Source organism: Streptomyces sp. JNUCC 63 (assembly GCF_054366325.1).
Genome location: NZ_CM135963.1, coordinates 1,252,079 through 1,266,241, shown reverse-complemented (window position 1 = coordinate 1,266,241; position 14,163 = coordinate 1,252,079). Strand labels below are relative to the sequence as shown.

Below are 14,163 nucleotides of genomic sequence, written 5' to 3'. Positions count from 1 at the left end.
ACGTGCCCGCGCGTCGGCCTGCATCGGGGGACGGCTCCCACGACATCCGGGAAGCCGTCCCCCTACTGCACCGGGCCCCGCAGCCTGATCGGCGTCCGGTTGCGCGTCCCGTCCAGGACCGAGTGGTCGATGGTGGGCCGGACCCGGGGCGCGGCCGCGGTGAGCGTGATGACGCCGCGGTCGCTCAACGCGGTCTGCCACTCGCTCGGCCGGGGCCGGCTGCCGCGCTCGCCGGCGGCCTGCGCGAAGAGCCTGCGCACTCCGTCGCTCTGCCGGTCGTTGAGGCAGCCGGGGACGAGTTCCAGATCCTGGCCCGGTCTGACATACGGCTGCCGGGCGACGATGCGCCCCGCCACCAGAGCCGTCTTGTAGGCGTCCGTGTCCACCGTCGCGTCGGTGGAGGGCGCGAGCGGGTCGTTCCAGTCCGGAGTGGCGGCCTGGGCCTGGACCGCCGCACGTCCCACCCGGCGGAAGCCGTCGCAGTCCAGGAAGTGGACGGCGGGCTCGGGGGAGAGGGACCACAGGACGTTGGCCTGCGAGATGTCGCCGATCACGAGTCCGGCGTCGTGGAACCAGCCAATGGCCTCGACGCAGGCAAGCGCGAGAGCCCTGCGCTGCTCCGGGGTCGGTTGAGCAACGTCCTGCCAGGCCGCCTTGGGCGGCCGGATCAGGTACTGCAACTCGAGGAGCTTCGTCGCCCCCGTCGCGGTGCGCCACGTCATGTGGGCGGGGGCCCGCCTCATGAGGAAGCCGAGCGCCCGGCCACCCTCGACCACACGGCACAAGGGCCAAGCGGCAAGGGAGTCGAGGCGGCTCCGGTCCACCTGGCCCAGGCCCTGCCGCAGCCCGACCAGATCGGCGAGGGCAGCGCCGTTGACCTTGGCCGGGTCCTTGTACTCCTTGAACAGGAGCGGGTCGTCCACGATCGCGTGCACGTCACCCTGGCCGCCGCTGCCGACCCGTTCCCCCAGGGTGAGCGACGACCGTGCGACGTCGGCCCCGTCCTCCGCGCTCATTCCGGCCTCTCCCACACACAGATGACGGTCCGGTCGTCGTCGTAGGACTTGGCCCTCGTCTGCGCCTGCCACAGGAAGTCGGGCAGCGAAGGCACTTCGGGCCCGCCCCACGCGTGCGCGAGGTGCTGGGCGAACGCGGGATCCTTCTGGGTGAGCGGGTTGGTGATGCCGTCGGTGCCCAGGAGGAGGACTTCGCCCGGGGTGGTGTGCAACAGTTTGGCCTTGACGCCGTGGTAGGCGTGTGGGAGAGCATCGGTGCGGGTGTCGAGCAGGTCACCACCATCGTCCGGGTCCTCGTGTTCCCAGCGGCCCTCACGCAGTACGAGCAGGCCGCCATCGCCCACACTGCACAGGACCCGCTCGCGGACACGGGAGTCCGTGGGGACGAGGAGGACGTGCAGGGTGGTGGCGTAGTCCTGGCCGGCGCGGGGACGAGTCCCGTGGCGTGCTGGGGACTCGTCCCGCGGGCCACGCAGTTGACCGACGGCTCCAGCGACCGCCTTGGTGGCGATGAAGCCTAGCTTCGTCTCGTTCCGAGCGCGCAGCGCCGCGTACAGGCTCTCGGCCTCCTGGTCGAGGTGAACGGCGGCCAGACGGGAGAGCTGGTACGAGCCCACATGCGAGTACGGTGCCGATCCCACACCGTCGGCTACGGCCAGCAGGAGCATCTCCGCCTCGGGCGGGCCGATGCGCGTCACCACCATCGAGTCCTGGCGGCAACTTCCCTCCCAGTTGTGGGAGTCGCCGCGCACGGAGGCGGCACGTACCGTCAGCTGCCCGAATTCGCCACCGTCCAGCAGGACAACTGGGGAGAAGGCCGCGGATTCGTCCCCATCCCGCAGGGAGGGACGACCCAGAGGACGGGGCGGATAGCTGGGAGGGCGATTGCCGACGTGCGTCGGCTCCCCGCGCAACAGAGGGCCTTCAAGTTTCGAGAGGGACACAGGCGACATGAGGTGCTCCATCACCGGAGGCGCAGGCTGCTCTGCGGGGGCGGGTCCGCGCATACGCATGTCGCGGAGGATGATGCCGTCGGACAGGCCGAGGTCTTCGTCGAGACTGTGACCGTGGGAAGTTCCGCCGTTGCTCGTCATTTCATCGCGGGCTTCTCCGTGATGCATCGGGCCGCTCACAGCTTGTCCAGGGAAAGGCTGGTGAAGCCGGGCACCTGCTCGTCCACCTGGAGCTGGAAGCCCTCCCCGCTCTGGGCGGCCATGCTGGTCGCCGAGCTGACGATGGACCGGGTGAGGCTGGAGGCGAACTCGCGCAGTGCGACGGCCGGCGAGATGGAGTCATCCTGCTGGATGAACGCCTTGAAGTTGGCCACCTCGGAGATGGTCGCGATGTCGGCGTCACTGATTCCGAACGCGATGATCTTCGGCGCGTAGCGGAACGCGTTCAAGTCGTTGAGCGCGGTGCGCCAGCCCTCGTCCGTCGGGATGCCGTCGGAGAGGAAGAACACCACGGGCCGGTACACGTCGTGGCCCTCCGCCTTCAGCGCGGCGACGTCCTTCTCGATGGTGTCCTTCAGCAGCCGAAAGGCGGCGCCGAAGGAGGTCACGCCGCCCGCCGACAGGGACGGCAACTGCGTCAGCTCGCTCAGGTCGGCGAGCGGCTGCAGCACGGAGGCCTGCGTGGAGAAACCGATCAGCGCGAAGCGGGTCTTGTCCGCGACACTCGGGTTGGTGCTGATCTCGTGGTGCAGTTCGGGCAACGCCGCGTTGATGGCGTCCACGCCGTCACCGGCCATGGAGCCGGATTCGTCGCACACCATGTAGAAGGGGAGGAGCTGCATGGGTTGGTTCTCCTGAGCTGATGAGACGGCGTGGCCGTCAACGGGTGTAGAAGTAGATCTCCAGGTCGGCCGAGCCCGAGGAGCCGCCGGCCCAGAAGTCCCGTGTCGTCGCGTCGGTGAACATCTCCGGCCGCGCTTTCCGCAGGGCCTTGTTCACCTCCCGTGCGTATGCCTGGCCGTCACCGGGCTCCGGTGCCTGGCCGAAGGTCAGTACGAAGGCGGCTTCGCGTCCCTGGTAGCGGGTGGTGGCGGCACGGAGCTGTTCCACCATCCGCGTGGTGTCGCCGACCGCTGCGGTCAGACGGACCTTCACCGGCTTGCGCGCCACCGATCGTGGTCCCGTCGGCGTCCGGCTCGGTTCGGGGGACGGCTTGACCGCGGCCGGCTTCGAGGGCTTGGCACCGGCCTGCGCGGCGAGCGGGTCACCGCGGTCTCCCATGGACACTAGGGCGAGCACGAGCAGCATGTCGGCGAAGAGCCACCCGGCCAGGTGAAGCGGCGTGAACCGGAAGCGCTTCTTCAACGGGCTCACCGGTCCGGTCCGATCTCGGCCCGCAGCTTCTTGGCCTGCCGCAGCTCGCTCTCCGCGCGCCGTTGGGCCGCCTCGGCACCCGCGCGTGCCGTCTCCGCCTCGATCCGCGCCGTCTCTGCCTCGCCCCGCGCGGCCTCCGCCTCGATCCGGGCCGCCTCCGTCTCGCGGAGTGCCCGTTCCAGGACGTCGGTGACCGCGATGAAGCGGTCCGTCGCCTCCTGAACGGCGCGGCTGCGCGCCTCGATGCCGAGCAGGGCCTCCCGCGACGCCTCGGCGGCCTCACCGGTCCGGTCGGCCACCGCGCCGAGGTCGTCGAGCAGACGGCCGTTGACGTCCGCCACGACCTCGATGCCGGTGGTGAACCCGCGCTGGGAGGCGGCCAGTACGGTCAGCGACTCCTCGACCTGCCGGGCCGCGTCCGACAGCGCGCTGCGCACACGGTCGCCGTTGTCGCCGACCGCCGTCTCCAGCCGGTCCGCCGCACGGGACAGAACGTCGCGCATGTCGTCGCCGGCCGTCCTCAGATCCTCCAAGGCCTTGTCCAGGACACCGGTCTGTCCGCTGACGGCGTCGGCCAGGCGGTGGCCCGCCTGCGTCAACGGGTCGTCCAAGCCCTGGACGGCGGCCTGAATGGCCGTTCCGCTGTCCCGGACGGTCTCCTCGATCCGCAGCACCACCTGCTCGATCGGCCGCACGTACGCCTCCGCCTGGGCGAGGCGCTGCTCCGCCTTGTCCGCGGCCTCGCTCACCAGCTCGGCGGCTCGACTGAGCGCCTCCTGCGTGGTGATGGCCTTGGAGTGCATGCGCTGCAGCCGGCCGGCCGCCGAGTTGAGCTCCGCCGCGAAACGCTGCGGCGAGGCGAACCGGTGCTCGTTGAGCGAGAGCTGCGCACGGGTGAGGACCGGGACCAGGCGGGCCAGAGCCGCACGGGCACGCTCCCGTGCCTGCTCCTCGTGACGTTCCGCGCGGGTGCGCCGGTAGCCGTGCACGGCCGTGAGGACGAACAGCATCACCAGGGCCAGGCACCCGAACACGGCGACGTGACCGAAGCGGTACGCCTCGCTCAGGTGTCCGTCGAACCCGGACTGCCACAACTGCAGGAACGGTCGGCCGGCGGCCTTGGGGTCGTCCCCGGTGAGCGCCCCGTAGGCACTCGATGCCTGCCAGAGGCCGAACCACGTGAAGAGCAGAGGCAGGAAGACCAGGGCTCCCAGCACCCAGTCCAGCACCGAGTCGAGTCGTTCGCCCCGACCGGTGTCCGCCGGTTCGGCGATGCTCTCGGGCCGGGCGAAGTGGGTCATCAGGTCGAGATCGGCCCATGCGTCGAGGGCGTCCACGTCGGTGGAGTCGAGTGCCTGGGCCAGCGCGCGCAGTTCCTCGGCGCGCGGAGCGAGCGCAGGGTCCTGCGCGGCGTCATCGAGGTGACGTGCGGTCACCCCTTTGTCGAGTTGTGTCCCGGTGAACATTTCCCACCCTTGCCCGGTGATGCCGGGACTTCGTACAGGTCCGAGTGCGACGGGGACAGGGCGATGGCGTGCCGCGTACGTTCCTGTCGCGCGAACGAAGTGGAGGAGATCTTCACACTCTCTCCACCGATCGGGCAATAATAGACGACGATCACATGATGTCGACGGCGTGGCGCAACATGGTTGCGCGGTCGTTGAGGTATAGGGGCGTGCATTGAGCGGCGACGGCAGGCGGCGGACGGTCATCGACCTCACCGGAGGGGCGGTCGCCGGCACGGGAGCGCGGACGCACCGGGGAGCACCGGCGCGTCCCGTGGACCTCACCGAGCGAGCGCCCCGCGCCGAGATCACGGGCCGGGGTGTCATCCAACTGAACCTCAACTGGTCGGTCACAGCCGAGGCCGACCTCGACCTCGGCTGTCTGGTGCTCACCCGGGAGGGAGCGGGAACGGCGGTGCAACCACTCGGCGCGCAGTTCGGCGACCTTGACGCCTGGCCCTACGTCAGCCTCGACCAGGACGACCGGACCGGCGAGACCTCGGACGGCGAGACCCTTCGCATCAGCCTCGAGCACCGGCACCGGTTCGCCAAGCTGCTCGCCTACGTGTACATCTACGAAGGCGCGGCCGACTTCCGCACCCTTGGAGGCGTCGTCACCGTCAGCGCGCCGAACGGAACCTGGCGCATCCACCTGGACGACTCCCCGGCCGGAGCCACTTCGTGCGCCATCGCCCTGCTCGCCCCGGGGAAGGGCACCACCCTCGACCTGCGGCGCGAGGTCCGCTGGTTCACCGCCGAGCCGCTCCTGTCGAACCAGGAACTCATCGACCGTGCCTACGGCTTCGGCTTCGACTGGGTGCCGGGCACCAAACCGCCCCTGTAGGCGGGCGCCGTCGAGAGCCGGCTCGCGGCCTTGCCTGCCGTGCGTCAGGAGTAGGACCAGCGCCAGCCGTTCGACCTGTACGTGCACGTGATCCGAGCGCCGCCCGCGGTCGTCGTCGTGGCTCCGTGGTCACCGTTCCGGCAGTACTGCCCCGCCTGGTAGCAGTTGCCCGTGTTGGAGACGATGGAGCAGGTCCCGGAGCCGCTGTCGTTGCTGCGGCCGGCGCTGCTGCTGGTACCGGATCCGGTGGCGGTCGGGCCGGGTGTGGCGACCTTCTTGGTCTTGGTGACCGTGGGGGCGGGTTCCGGCTCGGCGGTGACGGTGGCCGTCGCCGTGGCCGTGACGGTCGGCACGGGCTTGGCGGCCAGCCGCGCGTTGCGGCTGGTTCTGTGGAGTCACGATCCCTCCCAGGGATGGTTGACGGAGCAGGAGCGTTGCCGCCGGAACGTTTCGGGTAGCCGGGTGGATCAGCGGAGTGTGCTTCCTCGCGATCGGTGTAGACCCCTTGTAGGACGCCAAGGCATCACTGGGCTGCCCGTTATGCCCGGCGAGGTCACGGTGGTTGAACCGCACAGCGTTGCCGGGCAGTTGCGTCGTTTCCTGTGAAAGCATGAATGATGTGTGTTGGCGATGTCAACATTGCACGATTTCGCTTGTTCTTGAGTTTGTGTACTTCGCCGATGCGCCGGGCTCGGTCGCGTGGTCCGCACCCAGTTGAGTGCTCAGCAACGGTCTGCCCACTCGGTGGGCTCCCCGCCCGGACGCGGGAGTCGCGCTCCACGGACCCCGTGCGGGCGGAGAAGGTGAGCGCCGCCCGGGAAGAGAAGGTCGCCGAACCGACTGGCGGGACGGTCCTCTTGGGCACTCCGGGAAAGCCTGGACTGAAGGTGACCGAACCGGGAGCAGGCGCCACCGACGTGGAGGTGATCGGCGCGGACAGGTCGTACATCGCTGTCGGAGGACCGGCGGGTCATCGATCGACGCGGGCTCACGGAGGAGACGGACTGGGACGGTGTGATGTTGGGGAGACCGGTTGAGATCGCCGGATGGCCCGATGCCCTGGGGATGCGCCCGGAAGTGACGGCTCGGCATCCTCGGCTACGGGGTGCTCAAGGGGCTTCGAGACCGCCCTTGGTGGCCTTCGGGGACGGCGCCGGCGGCTGAGCGACGTTGTTGGACATGTGGTTCCACACCGCATGCTCCAGCCCTCCGCGATCGTGCCCGAGACGGTCGGCGGTCTCTTCGTAGACCCGGCGGAGCCTGTGATAGGCGATCGCCCCGACACCCGCCTGCCGGGCGAAGGCGCGCAGATGCACGTCCACCGCCACATGGGATCCCCCGACCAGAGTGCCCAGGTAGTCGACCGTCTTGGGGCCGACTCCGTGCACGGCGAGGAGCGCGGAGCGGTGGGCGTCCTCCTTCAGCCACACCCTGAGTTCGTCGCGGGTCTCCACCCCGCTCGCGGCAAGGAGGTCGGTGACCGCGGCGATGGCTGCGAGTTTCCTCCGGTTGGTCGTTCGAAGGACTGCGCTCAGCTCGCCTTCGGTCGCACGCGCACGAAAACGAGTCACCGTGTGCGTGTCCGGCCAAGCCTCCCGCAGTCGCTCGACGCGCGGCCGTACCCAGCGCTTGTAGTGCCTGGCCTGCTGGATAATGGCATCACAGATCACCGCACCCATGTGGTGCCAGCCGTCTGTGCGGGGAAAGGGACCCTCGCCCAGAGTGCATCGCACATGGTTCAAGAGCTTGGCGACGTCGTCATCGATGGTCACGGCCCCATGATGAGGGCGGACACGCCTACTGTCGACGGCTCACCTGAGTCGCCCGAAGGACCACCGCAGATACTGCGATTCGCGCATTCCCGCTCTTCAGCCACCGGCGATCGGCAGACTTGACCGGGAGGACGAGGGGGAGGTGAGTGGTGCGTCAGGAATGTGACGGATGGGTCTACAGCCTCAAAGGGCAGACACTTTGTTTCACCGGGAAGATCGTTGTGGACGGCAAGTGGCTGGTGCGCGCCGAGTGTGTCCGCAGGGCCGAGCAGCGGCACGCGGCGACGAAGACGGACTTTTCCAGCGGGGTCAGCCTCGTGGTCTACGGGGACCTCAGTGGCAAGCAGGTGTCCGACACCAATCGAAACTACAGCGACACCCTGGTGGGCGCAGAGCGTGAGCGAGGACTTGGCCGACACGTCCACGTGGTGGACGAAAAGGGGTTCGGCAGCCTGATCCACGGCTTCCCTGCACCTTGCCTGGAACTGCGGTCTCCCCCGCGAGGGGGGAGACCGGTAGTAGTGCCCCCGCACGCCGTGTACGACGTCCTCGGCGCTCCCCTCCAGGTGCGCAAGCGCGGTCGGTCCACGGCCCGGGAGCTGAAGGTGGATCTCAGCTCCCTGGACGAGGGAACCGCGGCCCATGAGCGGACCGTGGATGCGCTGATCAAGCACCTGGCCCGCCGAGGGACGGAGGCGCACACCTTCGCCAGGAACAGCCCGAGGTTCGACGCGGGCTGGACGGTAGGGAAGGACATCTTCGTGGCGGAGGTGAAGAGCTTGACCGGTACCAGCCAGGATCAGCAGATCCGCCTCGGCATCGGCCAGGTGCTCGACTACGCCCATCAACTCAGGACACGTAGGGGCAGCGGCTCCTCGATACGGCCGGTCCTGGTGCTGGAGAAGAAGCCCGCGGACGACAGGTGGAGCTCACTGACCCAAGCGGTCGGCATCCAGCTGACGTGGGCACCGAGGTTCCCCGGCATCTGAGTAGTGCCAGCGGCTGCGTGCGGCCACGAACGGAGGTCGGAGCGCGGGCCCATTGTGCTCACTTCGGTGCGTTTCGCACAGTGCGCGAGGCGAACTCTGCGGGACGCAGCGACAAGTTGCTCGACGGCCGGTGGGACACCTCCGCCCAGACGGTTTTGCCGCTCGGCGGATACGGCTCCGTGCCCCAGCGGTCGGCCAGGGCGGTGACGATGAGCAGGCCGCGCCCCGACTCGTCGTCCGGCGGTGTGGCGAGGTCCGTCACGGGGGAGGGGAGCCGTTCCCCGCGGGCGTCGGTGACCGCGATGCGCAGGACGCCGGCGGCCGAGGCGTGGGTGAGGACGAGACGGAAGTCCCGACCCTGGACCCGGCCGTGCAGCGCCGCGTTGGCGGCCAGCTCCGCGACGATCTGCTCCGCGCGGTCGGTGACGTCGGGTGACACCTGCCAGGTCCGCAGCTGCTCGTACCTGACCCTCTACACCGCCATCGACCGCATCGGCCTCGGCCTGGCGGTCACGTTGGAGTTCCTCGGCCCGTTCGCGATCGCCCTCGCCGCCGCCCGTCGCCGCGTCGACGCCTTCTGCGCGGTGATCGCCGCGGCCGGCGTCGTCACCCTGATGCGCCCCCACCCCTCGACCGACTACGTGGGGATGGGCCTGGGCCTGCTGGCCGCGTGCTGCTGGGCGTCGTACATCCTCCTCAACCGCACCGTCGGCCGCCGCATCCCTGGTGCGCAGGGCTCCGCTACGGCGGCCGGGCTCTCCGCGCTGATGTTCCTGCCGGTCGGCGGCATCCTCGTCCTGCACCAGCCGCCGACCGCCGCGGCCGTCGGCCATGCCGTCGTGGCCGGCGTGCTCTCCTCGGCGGTGCCCTACCTCGCCGACCTGTTTACCCTGCGCCGCGTACCCGCCCAGGCGTTCGGGCTCTTCATGAGCGTCAACCCGCTCCTCGCCGCCCTCGTCGGCTGGATCGGCCTGGGCCAGAACCTGGGCTGGACGGAATGGGCGAGCATCGGCGCCATCGTGGCCGCCAACACCCTCAGCATCCTCGTGCGGCGTAGCTGACCGGCGTATCGCCTGCCAGGCCCGGGGCGGGGCGACGCCGAGGAGCCGTTTCGTCGTCCTGCTCCGCGGTTGCATTCCGGTGTGGGCGGACCGGCCGCCCGGACCGGCCGGCAAGGCAGACCAACGCGCTCGGCACATGACGGTCCTGGCGGGACATCGGCTACGCGGCCGCCACTCCTTCGCCGACCGTCCCTACGGGCATGGCGCGGAGCGTTGCCGACCCGGCAATGCAGGGCGGTTGGGCTGTTGCAGGCGCGGCTGGACCTGAGGAGCTGCTGTTCGGGTGACGGGGCATCTCGGCAGTCGTCAGAGACCGTCGGGAAGCAGCCGGAAGGCGGGCTCACCGGTGAGTGGTCGCATCATGCGGAAGCGGCTGTCCGTGGTGAACAGGTCGGCGGTCTGGAAGGCGGCCGCCAGGGCCACGTTCATCGCGTCCGCCAGACCCACCCCCCGCCCCGCCGTCCGCGTCGGCGTACCCGCGCATCACCGCCGTGGCGCTCCGCAGGTGAGGTGCGGTGTCGGGGATCGTGAACCGCCGCGCCTCCGTCGGGGCGGCGATGAAGTCCAGCGCGTTCATGGCCGCGTGGGCGCCGATCCGCGCGGCCGGCAGGTAGTCGAGCTCGCTGAGCACCAGGGGCGACACCACGAGGTGGTCCGCGCGTGCGAGAGCCTCCCGGTGAGCCAGGTGGCGAGGGTCCTTCGGGGTGAACAGCCGGTACAGGGCGTTGGTGTCGCCGGTCACCACCGGGATGTCAGCCATGGGTTCCCCTGGTGGTGTCCTCACCCGTGCCCCGGAGTGTCTCTGCGATCTCGTCGGCGCCGGTCACCGCGACACTCCGAGCGACGACTACCGACTCCGGCCGGTTCCGGAGCGACGGAACGCGTCCCAGGCCGCGCGCACGGCGGTCCGGAGTTCGGCATCGTCGAGGTCGCCCGGTTCCGCGAGGCCGGGATCGACCGAGCAGTCCTCGAGGATCATGAACACCTGGTCGAAGAGAGTGTCGAGTGCCCCCTGAACCCGTTCCCCGTTCGCCTGGAACGCGCGTCGGGCCTCCCACCAGCCATGCGCGAAGCCCGGTGCACCGCAGGCCCCGTCAGTGAACGCTTCCAGCAGCGCCAGTTGCCGCGCCGCCGCACTGGCCGGCTCGACGTCGCCGAGGTGGGACCAGGCCCTGTGGCCGGGTGGGTGAGCGGCCGCCACGGCCGACAGGGAGGGGTGGCGTTCCGAGAGGGCGCGCGCATAACGGCCGAAGCGTGCGCGCGCCGCGTCGATCCCCTCGCTGACGGCCGCGGCCATGAAAGCAGCGGTTCCCGCGATCAACGTATAGCCCGCTTCCGGAAAGAGGACGGCTCCTCGCACGTCAGGTGTACAGAGCAGGAAGGGCGGGCGGATACCTGTGCAGTCCCCATGGGGGAAAAGCCGGGATGCCGTACCGGTCGTCGCAGGGCCCCGGCGTTTGCCTCGGATGTCCGGTTGATCATGTGATGCCGTAGAGGGCGAGGACGCGGTGGCGTTCGGTGTGGGCTCGGCGTCCGGCGGCGGTGTTGACGTATCCGGCGAGCTTGAGCGCGCCGCGGATCAGGTCGCGGACGGCGGCGAGCACGGCGGGCGTATTGCGGGTCCTGACCTGGGACTTGTCCTCGCCGAAGACGACATCACGCACCCAGTGGACGGTGTTCTCCACGGTCCAGTGCCTGCGGGCCCAGGCGGCGATCTCGGCCGCATCGGCCTGCTCGGCAGACAGGTCGGTGATGGCGTAGACGGTCTCCCTGGACCACTTCTTCGCCCCGTACAGGCGGCGTCTGCGCTGGATGCGCAGGACCTGGCGGGCGTGCAGGAAGAGCAGGCCGTCCACGGTGACGACCTGCACCAGGCGCTGCTCGCGGCGGCCGTGGCCGCGGGCGTCGTCACGGTGGATCACGGGGACCTCTTTCCAGGGCAGCCGGTGGAGTTGGCGCGCCTGACCGCGCTGGTTGTTCTTGATCGTGAGGAGGTAGTGGGCGCCGCGTTCGCGCAGGTAGGCGGCGTGGGCGTGCTGGGCGTGGAGGGCATCGGCGGTGATGACCGCCCCGGCGAGGTCGGCATCGTCGATCTGGTCGAGCAGGGGCTGGAACTCGGGGATTTCGTTCGTCTTCGCGCCGATCTCACGCGAGGCGAGGGTGATGCCGTCGTTGTGGCGGACCGCGGAGAGTACGAAAACCCGGCTGCCGTCACGGCGTCTTGCGCCGCGCAGGCACTTGCCGTCCACTGCGATCGCCCGGCGCCTGCGGCGCACCGGATCGGTCTGGGTGGCAGCCTGGTGAGCCCGGCGCTGTTCGCGTTCTTGGCCGCCGTCGGGCATCAGCGGTGCGGGAGTTGCGGGCTCGTCGGGGAGCAGGGACTTCAGGTAGGCGAACCCGGCCGCGCTGAGCTCGGCCGGATCGAGGCGTCCCAGCACGCCGCGCAGGGTCTTCTCGCTCGGCACCCGGTAGCGGCCCAGGAGCGGGTGGTAGGGCAGGCCGAAGGCGGCCAGTTCCTCGGGGGCCGCACGCCGGCACCACTCCGCTGCCGCGGTGATCGAGTCGTGGCCCGCGGGTGTCATCGCGCAGACCACCAGGGCCAGCAGAGAGGAGAGCCGGTAGCGCACCCCGCTGGCTCCGCGTGGATCGGTGAGCGACTCGAACTCCGCGACCAGGCTACGGACTTGATCCCGTGCGACACCCTCGCGCAGGGCTTCCAGGCGAGGCGCGGGGCAAGCAGGAGCAGCGATGAGGGATGATGGTGGGACGAACACGGCACCTTCGTGGATCTTGAAGCGTAGAGAACTCCATGATCCACAGGGGCCGTGTTCGCCTGCTCCCGGGGCCCGCCGCCGACATCAACCGACTCAACTTCGGACGAGCCGGGCAAACGCCGGGGCCCTGCCGGTCGTCGTGCCTGGAGTGTCGGCGAGACTCGCGCCAAGAAGGTGCGATACCCCGACAGCACGGCAGCCGGCCGTGATCCGACGGGCCAACGCCGCATCGATCTGCGCACCCACAGGAATGGGGGTCACCGATTTGTCCCGCAGCCAGGGCGAGGTGAAGGTGCCGTCCGTACCGAGCACGGCCCTCGGATCGGTTGGCATGTCGTTTTTCGAGTCGGTCACCACACACCGCCCTGCCCCTACACAAGACGAATGAGTTCAATATGTGCGAGTTTCGCAGAGCATCTTCTCCTGGGCTCCGGGCGGGCACAGCAGCACGGCCTGAAAGGTGATCTTCTCCTGGCCCGGGAGGTCGGGTTTCCCTGCCCAGAACTTCGCGGCGTCATTCAGGGCGCGAAAGAGGATTTCGCGTTCTTCGGGACTCTCGGAGAGCACGACGTCGGCATCCTCGATGGTGACGAGGAAATGCTGGGCGCTGAGCCAGTGGAGATCGGTCAGGCAGTCCCGCAGTGCATTCCAGTTCCAGCCGAAATAGTCCGGGAGGCGCAGCGCCTCGTAGAACTGGGTGAACACCCCGTCGGAATCGTGCATCTCCCGTCCTCGCATCCGGGCCGAGTAGATCAGCCCGGTGGGAGGCAGAGCGTGCACAACGGAGAGCGTGGAGTCGGTCGGGACTACATGGATTCTTGCCTCGTCCCGTGCCCACCAGGTGGCGTTGCTCATCTGCCGGTGTCCATCACTATGTACGTCGATAGTGGGTCGGAGTGTAGTGGACCGATCAGTCCGACCCGGTGGGCCGGGACGGCCCCGTAACTTCTGACGTCCAGAGCCCGGGCGCCGTCGTCGTCCGTCGTCAGCAGTGCGGTGCCCTGCTGCTCGAAGTCTTCGAGCATGGGCGCCATGGCCAGCCCCTCGGTTCGCCGATGGGGTGCCAATCGGACCGAACTCCGGGCTCACGAGGGAGGCCGGGGCGAGGTGCCCAGCCTGACCGGTCGGCCGTAGGCCTTCAGTCGGGCACGTTGCCGTCGTAGTAGATCCGCAGCGCCCAGTGATGCTCGTTCTCGCGGAGGATTGGGCAATGCCTCGCCGGACAGGTCCTGGCCGCGTCAGTGCTCGTTGACACGCGTCACGGCCCCGGCCCACGAACACCCGAAATTTCCTTCGTCTTCGACAACCCTGTATCGTCCGCGGCTGCTTCCGCAACCGTCACATCCATTACGCCACGCAGTGGAGAACGGGATTGTTTCTGCTATGACATGCCGTGCTCGGCCAAGAACTGAGAAATGGCACGCCCGACTGACTGCACAGTCGACCCGTCGTCGGGATCATCCATGCCCAAGAGGGGAAGATGCAGTGTGACAGAAACCGCATCACCGAACTCTCTCCGGATGCATCGGAGAGACTCGAGTATGGCGTGATAAGCAGGACTGACCGATGCGAAGTCCTCGCGTACAACGACCTTCCCGTTCCGTTCGACGACCGGACGGAACGGCGGGACAACGATCCATTGCGGTAGACCGTCCTCCCTTGTGTTAGGGAGGAGCTGCGCAACTTCCCTCTCAGGCTTTCCGCCGTATCTGTCAAAAGCCCACACTCCCGACATGACGAGCACATCGGCCTGCACAGACCGCTCGTTTTCGTCGACGAATTCGAGTTCGACATCTCTTGGTCTCGGCAACGTCGAGGACCAGAGGTCGAGGGTTGGACGACTTCTCGACGTGACGTAGATCTTCATACAGCCAC

16 protein-coding genes and 1 pseudogene are annotated in these 14,163 nt (G+C 69.0%); 3 read left to right on the top strand and 14 right to left on the bottom strand.

The window, feature by feature from the left end; all coding sequences use genetic code 11:
• Window positions 1-62: 62 nt before the first annotated feature.
• The 5 genes from ACX25U_RS05755 to ACX25U_RS05735 form a co-directional block, all read right to left on the bottom strand.
• Complete coding sequence (locus ACX25U_RS05755) at window positions 63-1,016, bottom strand: hypothetical protein (RefSeq protein WP_454389447.1); 954 nt, start codon at window positions 1,014-1,016, stop codon at window positions 63-65.
• Complete coding sequence (locus ACX25U_RS05750) at window positions 1,013-1,768, bottom strand: protein phosphatase 2C domain-containing protein (RefSeq protein ID WP_454389446.1); 756 nt, start codon at window positions 1,766-1,768, stop codon at window positions 1,013-1,015. Before ACX25U_RS05750 ends, ACX25U_RS05755 begins: the two co-directional genes overlap by 4 nt.
• 377 nt (window positions 1,769-2,145) lie before the next feature.
• A complete protein-coding gene (locus ACX25U_RS05745; protein WP_454389445.1) occupies window positions 2,146-2,811 on the bottom strand; it encodes a vWA domain-containing protein in 666 nt (221 codons plus the stop codon).
• A 37-nt stretch (window positions 2,812-2,848) separates the two neighbouring features.
• Window positions 2,849-3,277 (bottom strand): hypothetical protein, encoded by a 429-nt coding sequence (locus ACX25U_RS05740; protein ID WP_454394113.1) that lies wholly within the window; start codon window positions 3,275-3,277, stop codon window positions 2,849-2,851.
• Window positions 3,278-3,339: 62 nt separating this feature from the next.
• On the bottom strand, window positions 3,340-4,809 hold the full coding sequence (locus tag ACX25U_RS05735; protein ID WP_454389444.1) for a hypothetical protein: 1,470 nt from the start codon (window positions 4,807-4,809) through the stop codon (window positions 3,340-3,342).
• 214 nt (window positions 4,810-5,023) lie between these two features.
• Between ACX25U_RS05735 and ACX25U_RS05730 the strand changes: the two genes are divergently transcribed.
• Window positions 5,024-5,692, top strand: coding sequence for a tellurium resistance protein (locus tag ACX25U_RS05730; protein ID WP_454389443.1), 669 nt, complete (start codon window positions 5,024-5,026; stop codon window positions 5,690-5,692).
• 44 nt (window positions 5,693-5,736) lie between these two features.
• Here ACX25U_RS05730 and ACX25U_RS05725 read toward each other — a convergent pair.
• A pseudogene (locus tag ACX25U_RS05725) lies at window positions 5,737-6,060 on the bottom strand (hypothetical protein); the annotation flags it as partial.
• A 741-nt stretch (window positions 6,061-6,801) separates the two neighbouring features.
• Window positions 6,802-7,464, bottom strand: a complete 663-nt coding sequence (locus ACX25U_RS05720) for a hypothetical protein (RefSeq protein WP_454389442.1) — start codon at window positions 7,462-7,464, stop codon at window positions 6,802-6,804.
• Between the two features lie 221 nt (window positions 7,465-7,685).
• On the opposite strand from ACX25U_RS05720, the gene ACX25U_RS05715 reads away from it, so the two are divergent.
• Complete coding sequence (locus ACX25U_RS05715; protein ID WP_454389441.1) at window positions 7,686-8,453, top strand: hypothetical protein; 768 nt, start codon at window positions 7,686-7,688, stop codon at window positions 8,451-8,453.
• Between the two features lie 58 nt (window positions 8,454-8,511).
• Here the strand turns inward: ACX25U_RS05715 and ACX25U_RS05710 are convergent, their stop codons facing one another.
• The gene (locus ACX25U_RS05710) at window positions 8,512-8,847 is read right to left on the bottom strand and encodes an ATP-binding protein (RefSeq protein WP_454394112.1); all 336 of its coding nucleotides are present in this window, start codon (window positions 8,845-8,847) and stop codon (window positions 8,512-8,514) included.
• On the opposite strand from ACX25U_RS05710, the gene ACX25U_RS05705 reads away from it, so the two are divergent.
• On the top strand, window positions 8,756-9,514 hold the full coding sequence (locus ACX25U_RS05705) for an EamA family transporter (RefSeq protein ID WP_454389440.1): 759 nt from the start codon (window positions 8,756-8,758) through the stop codon (window positions 9,512-9,514). The genes ACX25U_RS05710 and ACX25U_RS05705 overlap by 92 nt on opposite strands.
• A gap of 340 nt (window positions 9,515-9,854) precedes the next feature.
• On the opposite strand, the gene ACX25U_RS05700 is transcribed toward ACX25U_RS05705, so the two are convergent.
• The 6 genes from ACX25U_RS05700 to ACX25U_RS05675 form a co-directional block, all read right to left on the bottom strand.
• Window positions 9,855-10,274 (bottom strand): PIN domain-containing protein, encoded by a 420-nt coding sequence (locus tag ACX25U_RS05700; protein ID WP_454389439.1) that lies wholly within the window; start codon window positions 10,272-10,274, stop codon window positions 9,855-9,857.
• Between the two features lie 87 nt (window positions 10,275-10,361).
• A complete protein-coding gene (locus ACX25U_RS05695; RefSeq protein WP_454389438.1) occupies window positions 10,362-10,874 on the bottom strand; it encodes a hypothetical protein in 513 nt (170 codons plus the stop codon).
• A gap of 118 nt (window positions 10,875-10,992) precedes the next feature.
• Window positions 10,993-12,288, bottom strand: a complete 1,296-nt coding sequence (locus ACX25U_RS05690) for an ISAs1 family transposase (protein ID WP_454389437.1) — start codon at window positions 12,286-12,288, stop codon at window positions 10,993-10,995.
• Between the two features lie 390 nt (window positions 12,289-12,678).
• On the bottom strand, window positions 12,679-13,143 hold the full coding sequence (locus tag ACX25U_RS05685) for a barstar family protein (protein WP_454389436.1): 465 nt from the start codon (window positions 13,141-13,143) through the stop codon (window positions 12,679-12,681).
• Window positions 13,140-13,322 (bottom strand): hypothetical protein, encoded by a 183-nt coding sequence (locus tag ACX25U_RS05680; RefSeq protein WP_454389435.1) that lies wholly within the window; start codon window positions 13,320-13,322, stop codon window positions 13,140-13,142. The genes ACX25U_RS05685 and ACX25U_RS05680 overlap by 4 nt, the downstream gene beginning before the upstream one ends.
• 347 nt (window positions 13,323-13,669) lie before the next feature.
• Window positions 13,670-14,155 (bottom strand): hypothetical protein, encoded by a 486-nt coding sequence (locus ACX25U_RS05675; protein ID WP_454389434.1) that lies wholly within the window; start codon window positions 14,153-14,155, stop codon window positions 13,670-13,672.
• Between the last annotated feature and the right edge of the window lie 8 nt (window positions 14,156-14,163).

What these genes read in the sequence shown, in the direction of transcription:
- ACX25U_RS05680 (WP_454389435.1), bottom strand. Translation starts at nt 13,322, where the DNA reads ATGGCGCCCATGCTCGAAGACTTCGAGCAGCAGGGCACCGCACTGCTG.
- ACX25U_RS05685 (WP_454389436.1), bottom strand. Translation starts at nt 13,143, where the DNA reads ATGAGCAACGCCACCTGGTGGGCACGGGACGAGGCAAGAATCCATGTA.
- ACX25U_RS05735 (WP_454389444.1), bottom strand. Translation starts at nt 4,809, where the DNA reads ATGTTCACCGGGACACAACTCGACAAAGGGGTGACCGCACGTCACCTC.
- ACX25U_RS05700 (WP_454389439.1), bottom strand. Translation starts at nt 10,274, where the DNA reads ATGGCTGACATCCCGGTGGTGACCGGCGACACCAACGCCCTGTACCGG.
- ACX25U_RS05740 (WP_454394113.1), bottom strand. Translation starts at nt 3,277, where the DNA reads ATGCTGCTCGTGCTCGCCCTAGTGTCCATGGGAGACCGCGGTGACCCG.
- ACX25U_RS05705 (WP_454389440.1), top strand. Translation starts at nt 8,756, where the DNA reads ATGCGCAGGACGCCGGCGGCCGAGGCGTGGGTGAGGACGAGACGGAAG.
- ACX25U_RS05745 (WP_454389445.1), bottom strand. Translation starts at nt 2,811, where the DNA reads ATGCAGCTCCTCCCCTTCTACATGGTGTGCGACGAATCCGGCTCCATG.
- ACX25U_RS05675 (WP_454389434.1), bottom strand. Translation starts at nt 14,155, where the DNA reads ATGAAGATCTACGTCACGTCGAGAAGTCGTCCAACCCTCGACCTCTGG.
- ACX25U_RS05755 (WP_454389447.1), bottom strand. Translation starts at nt 1,016, where the DNA reads ATGAGCGCGGAGGACGGGGCCGACGTCGCACGGTCGTCGCTCACCCTG.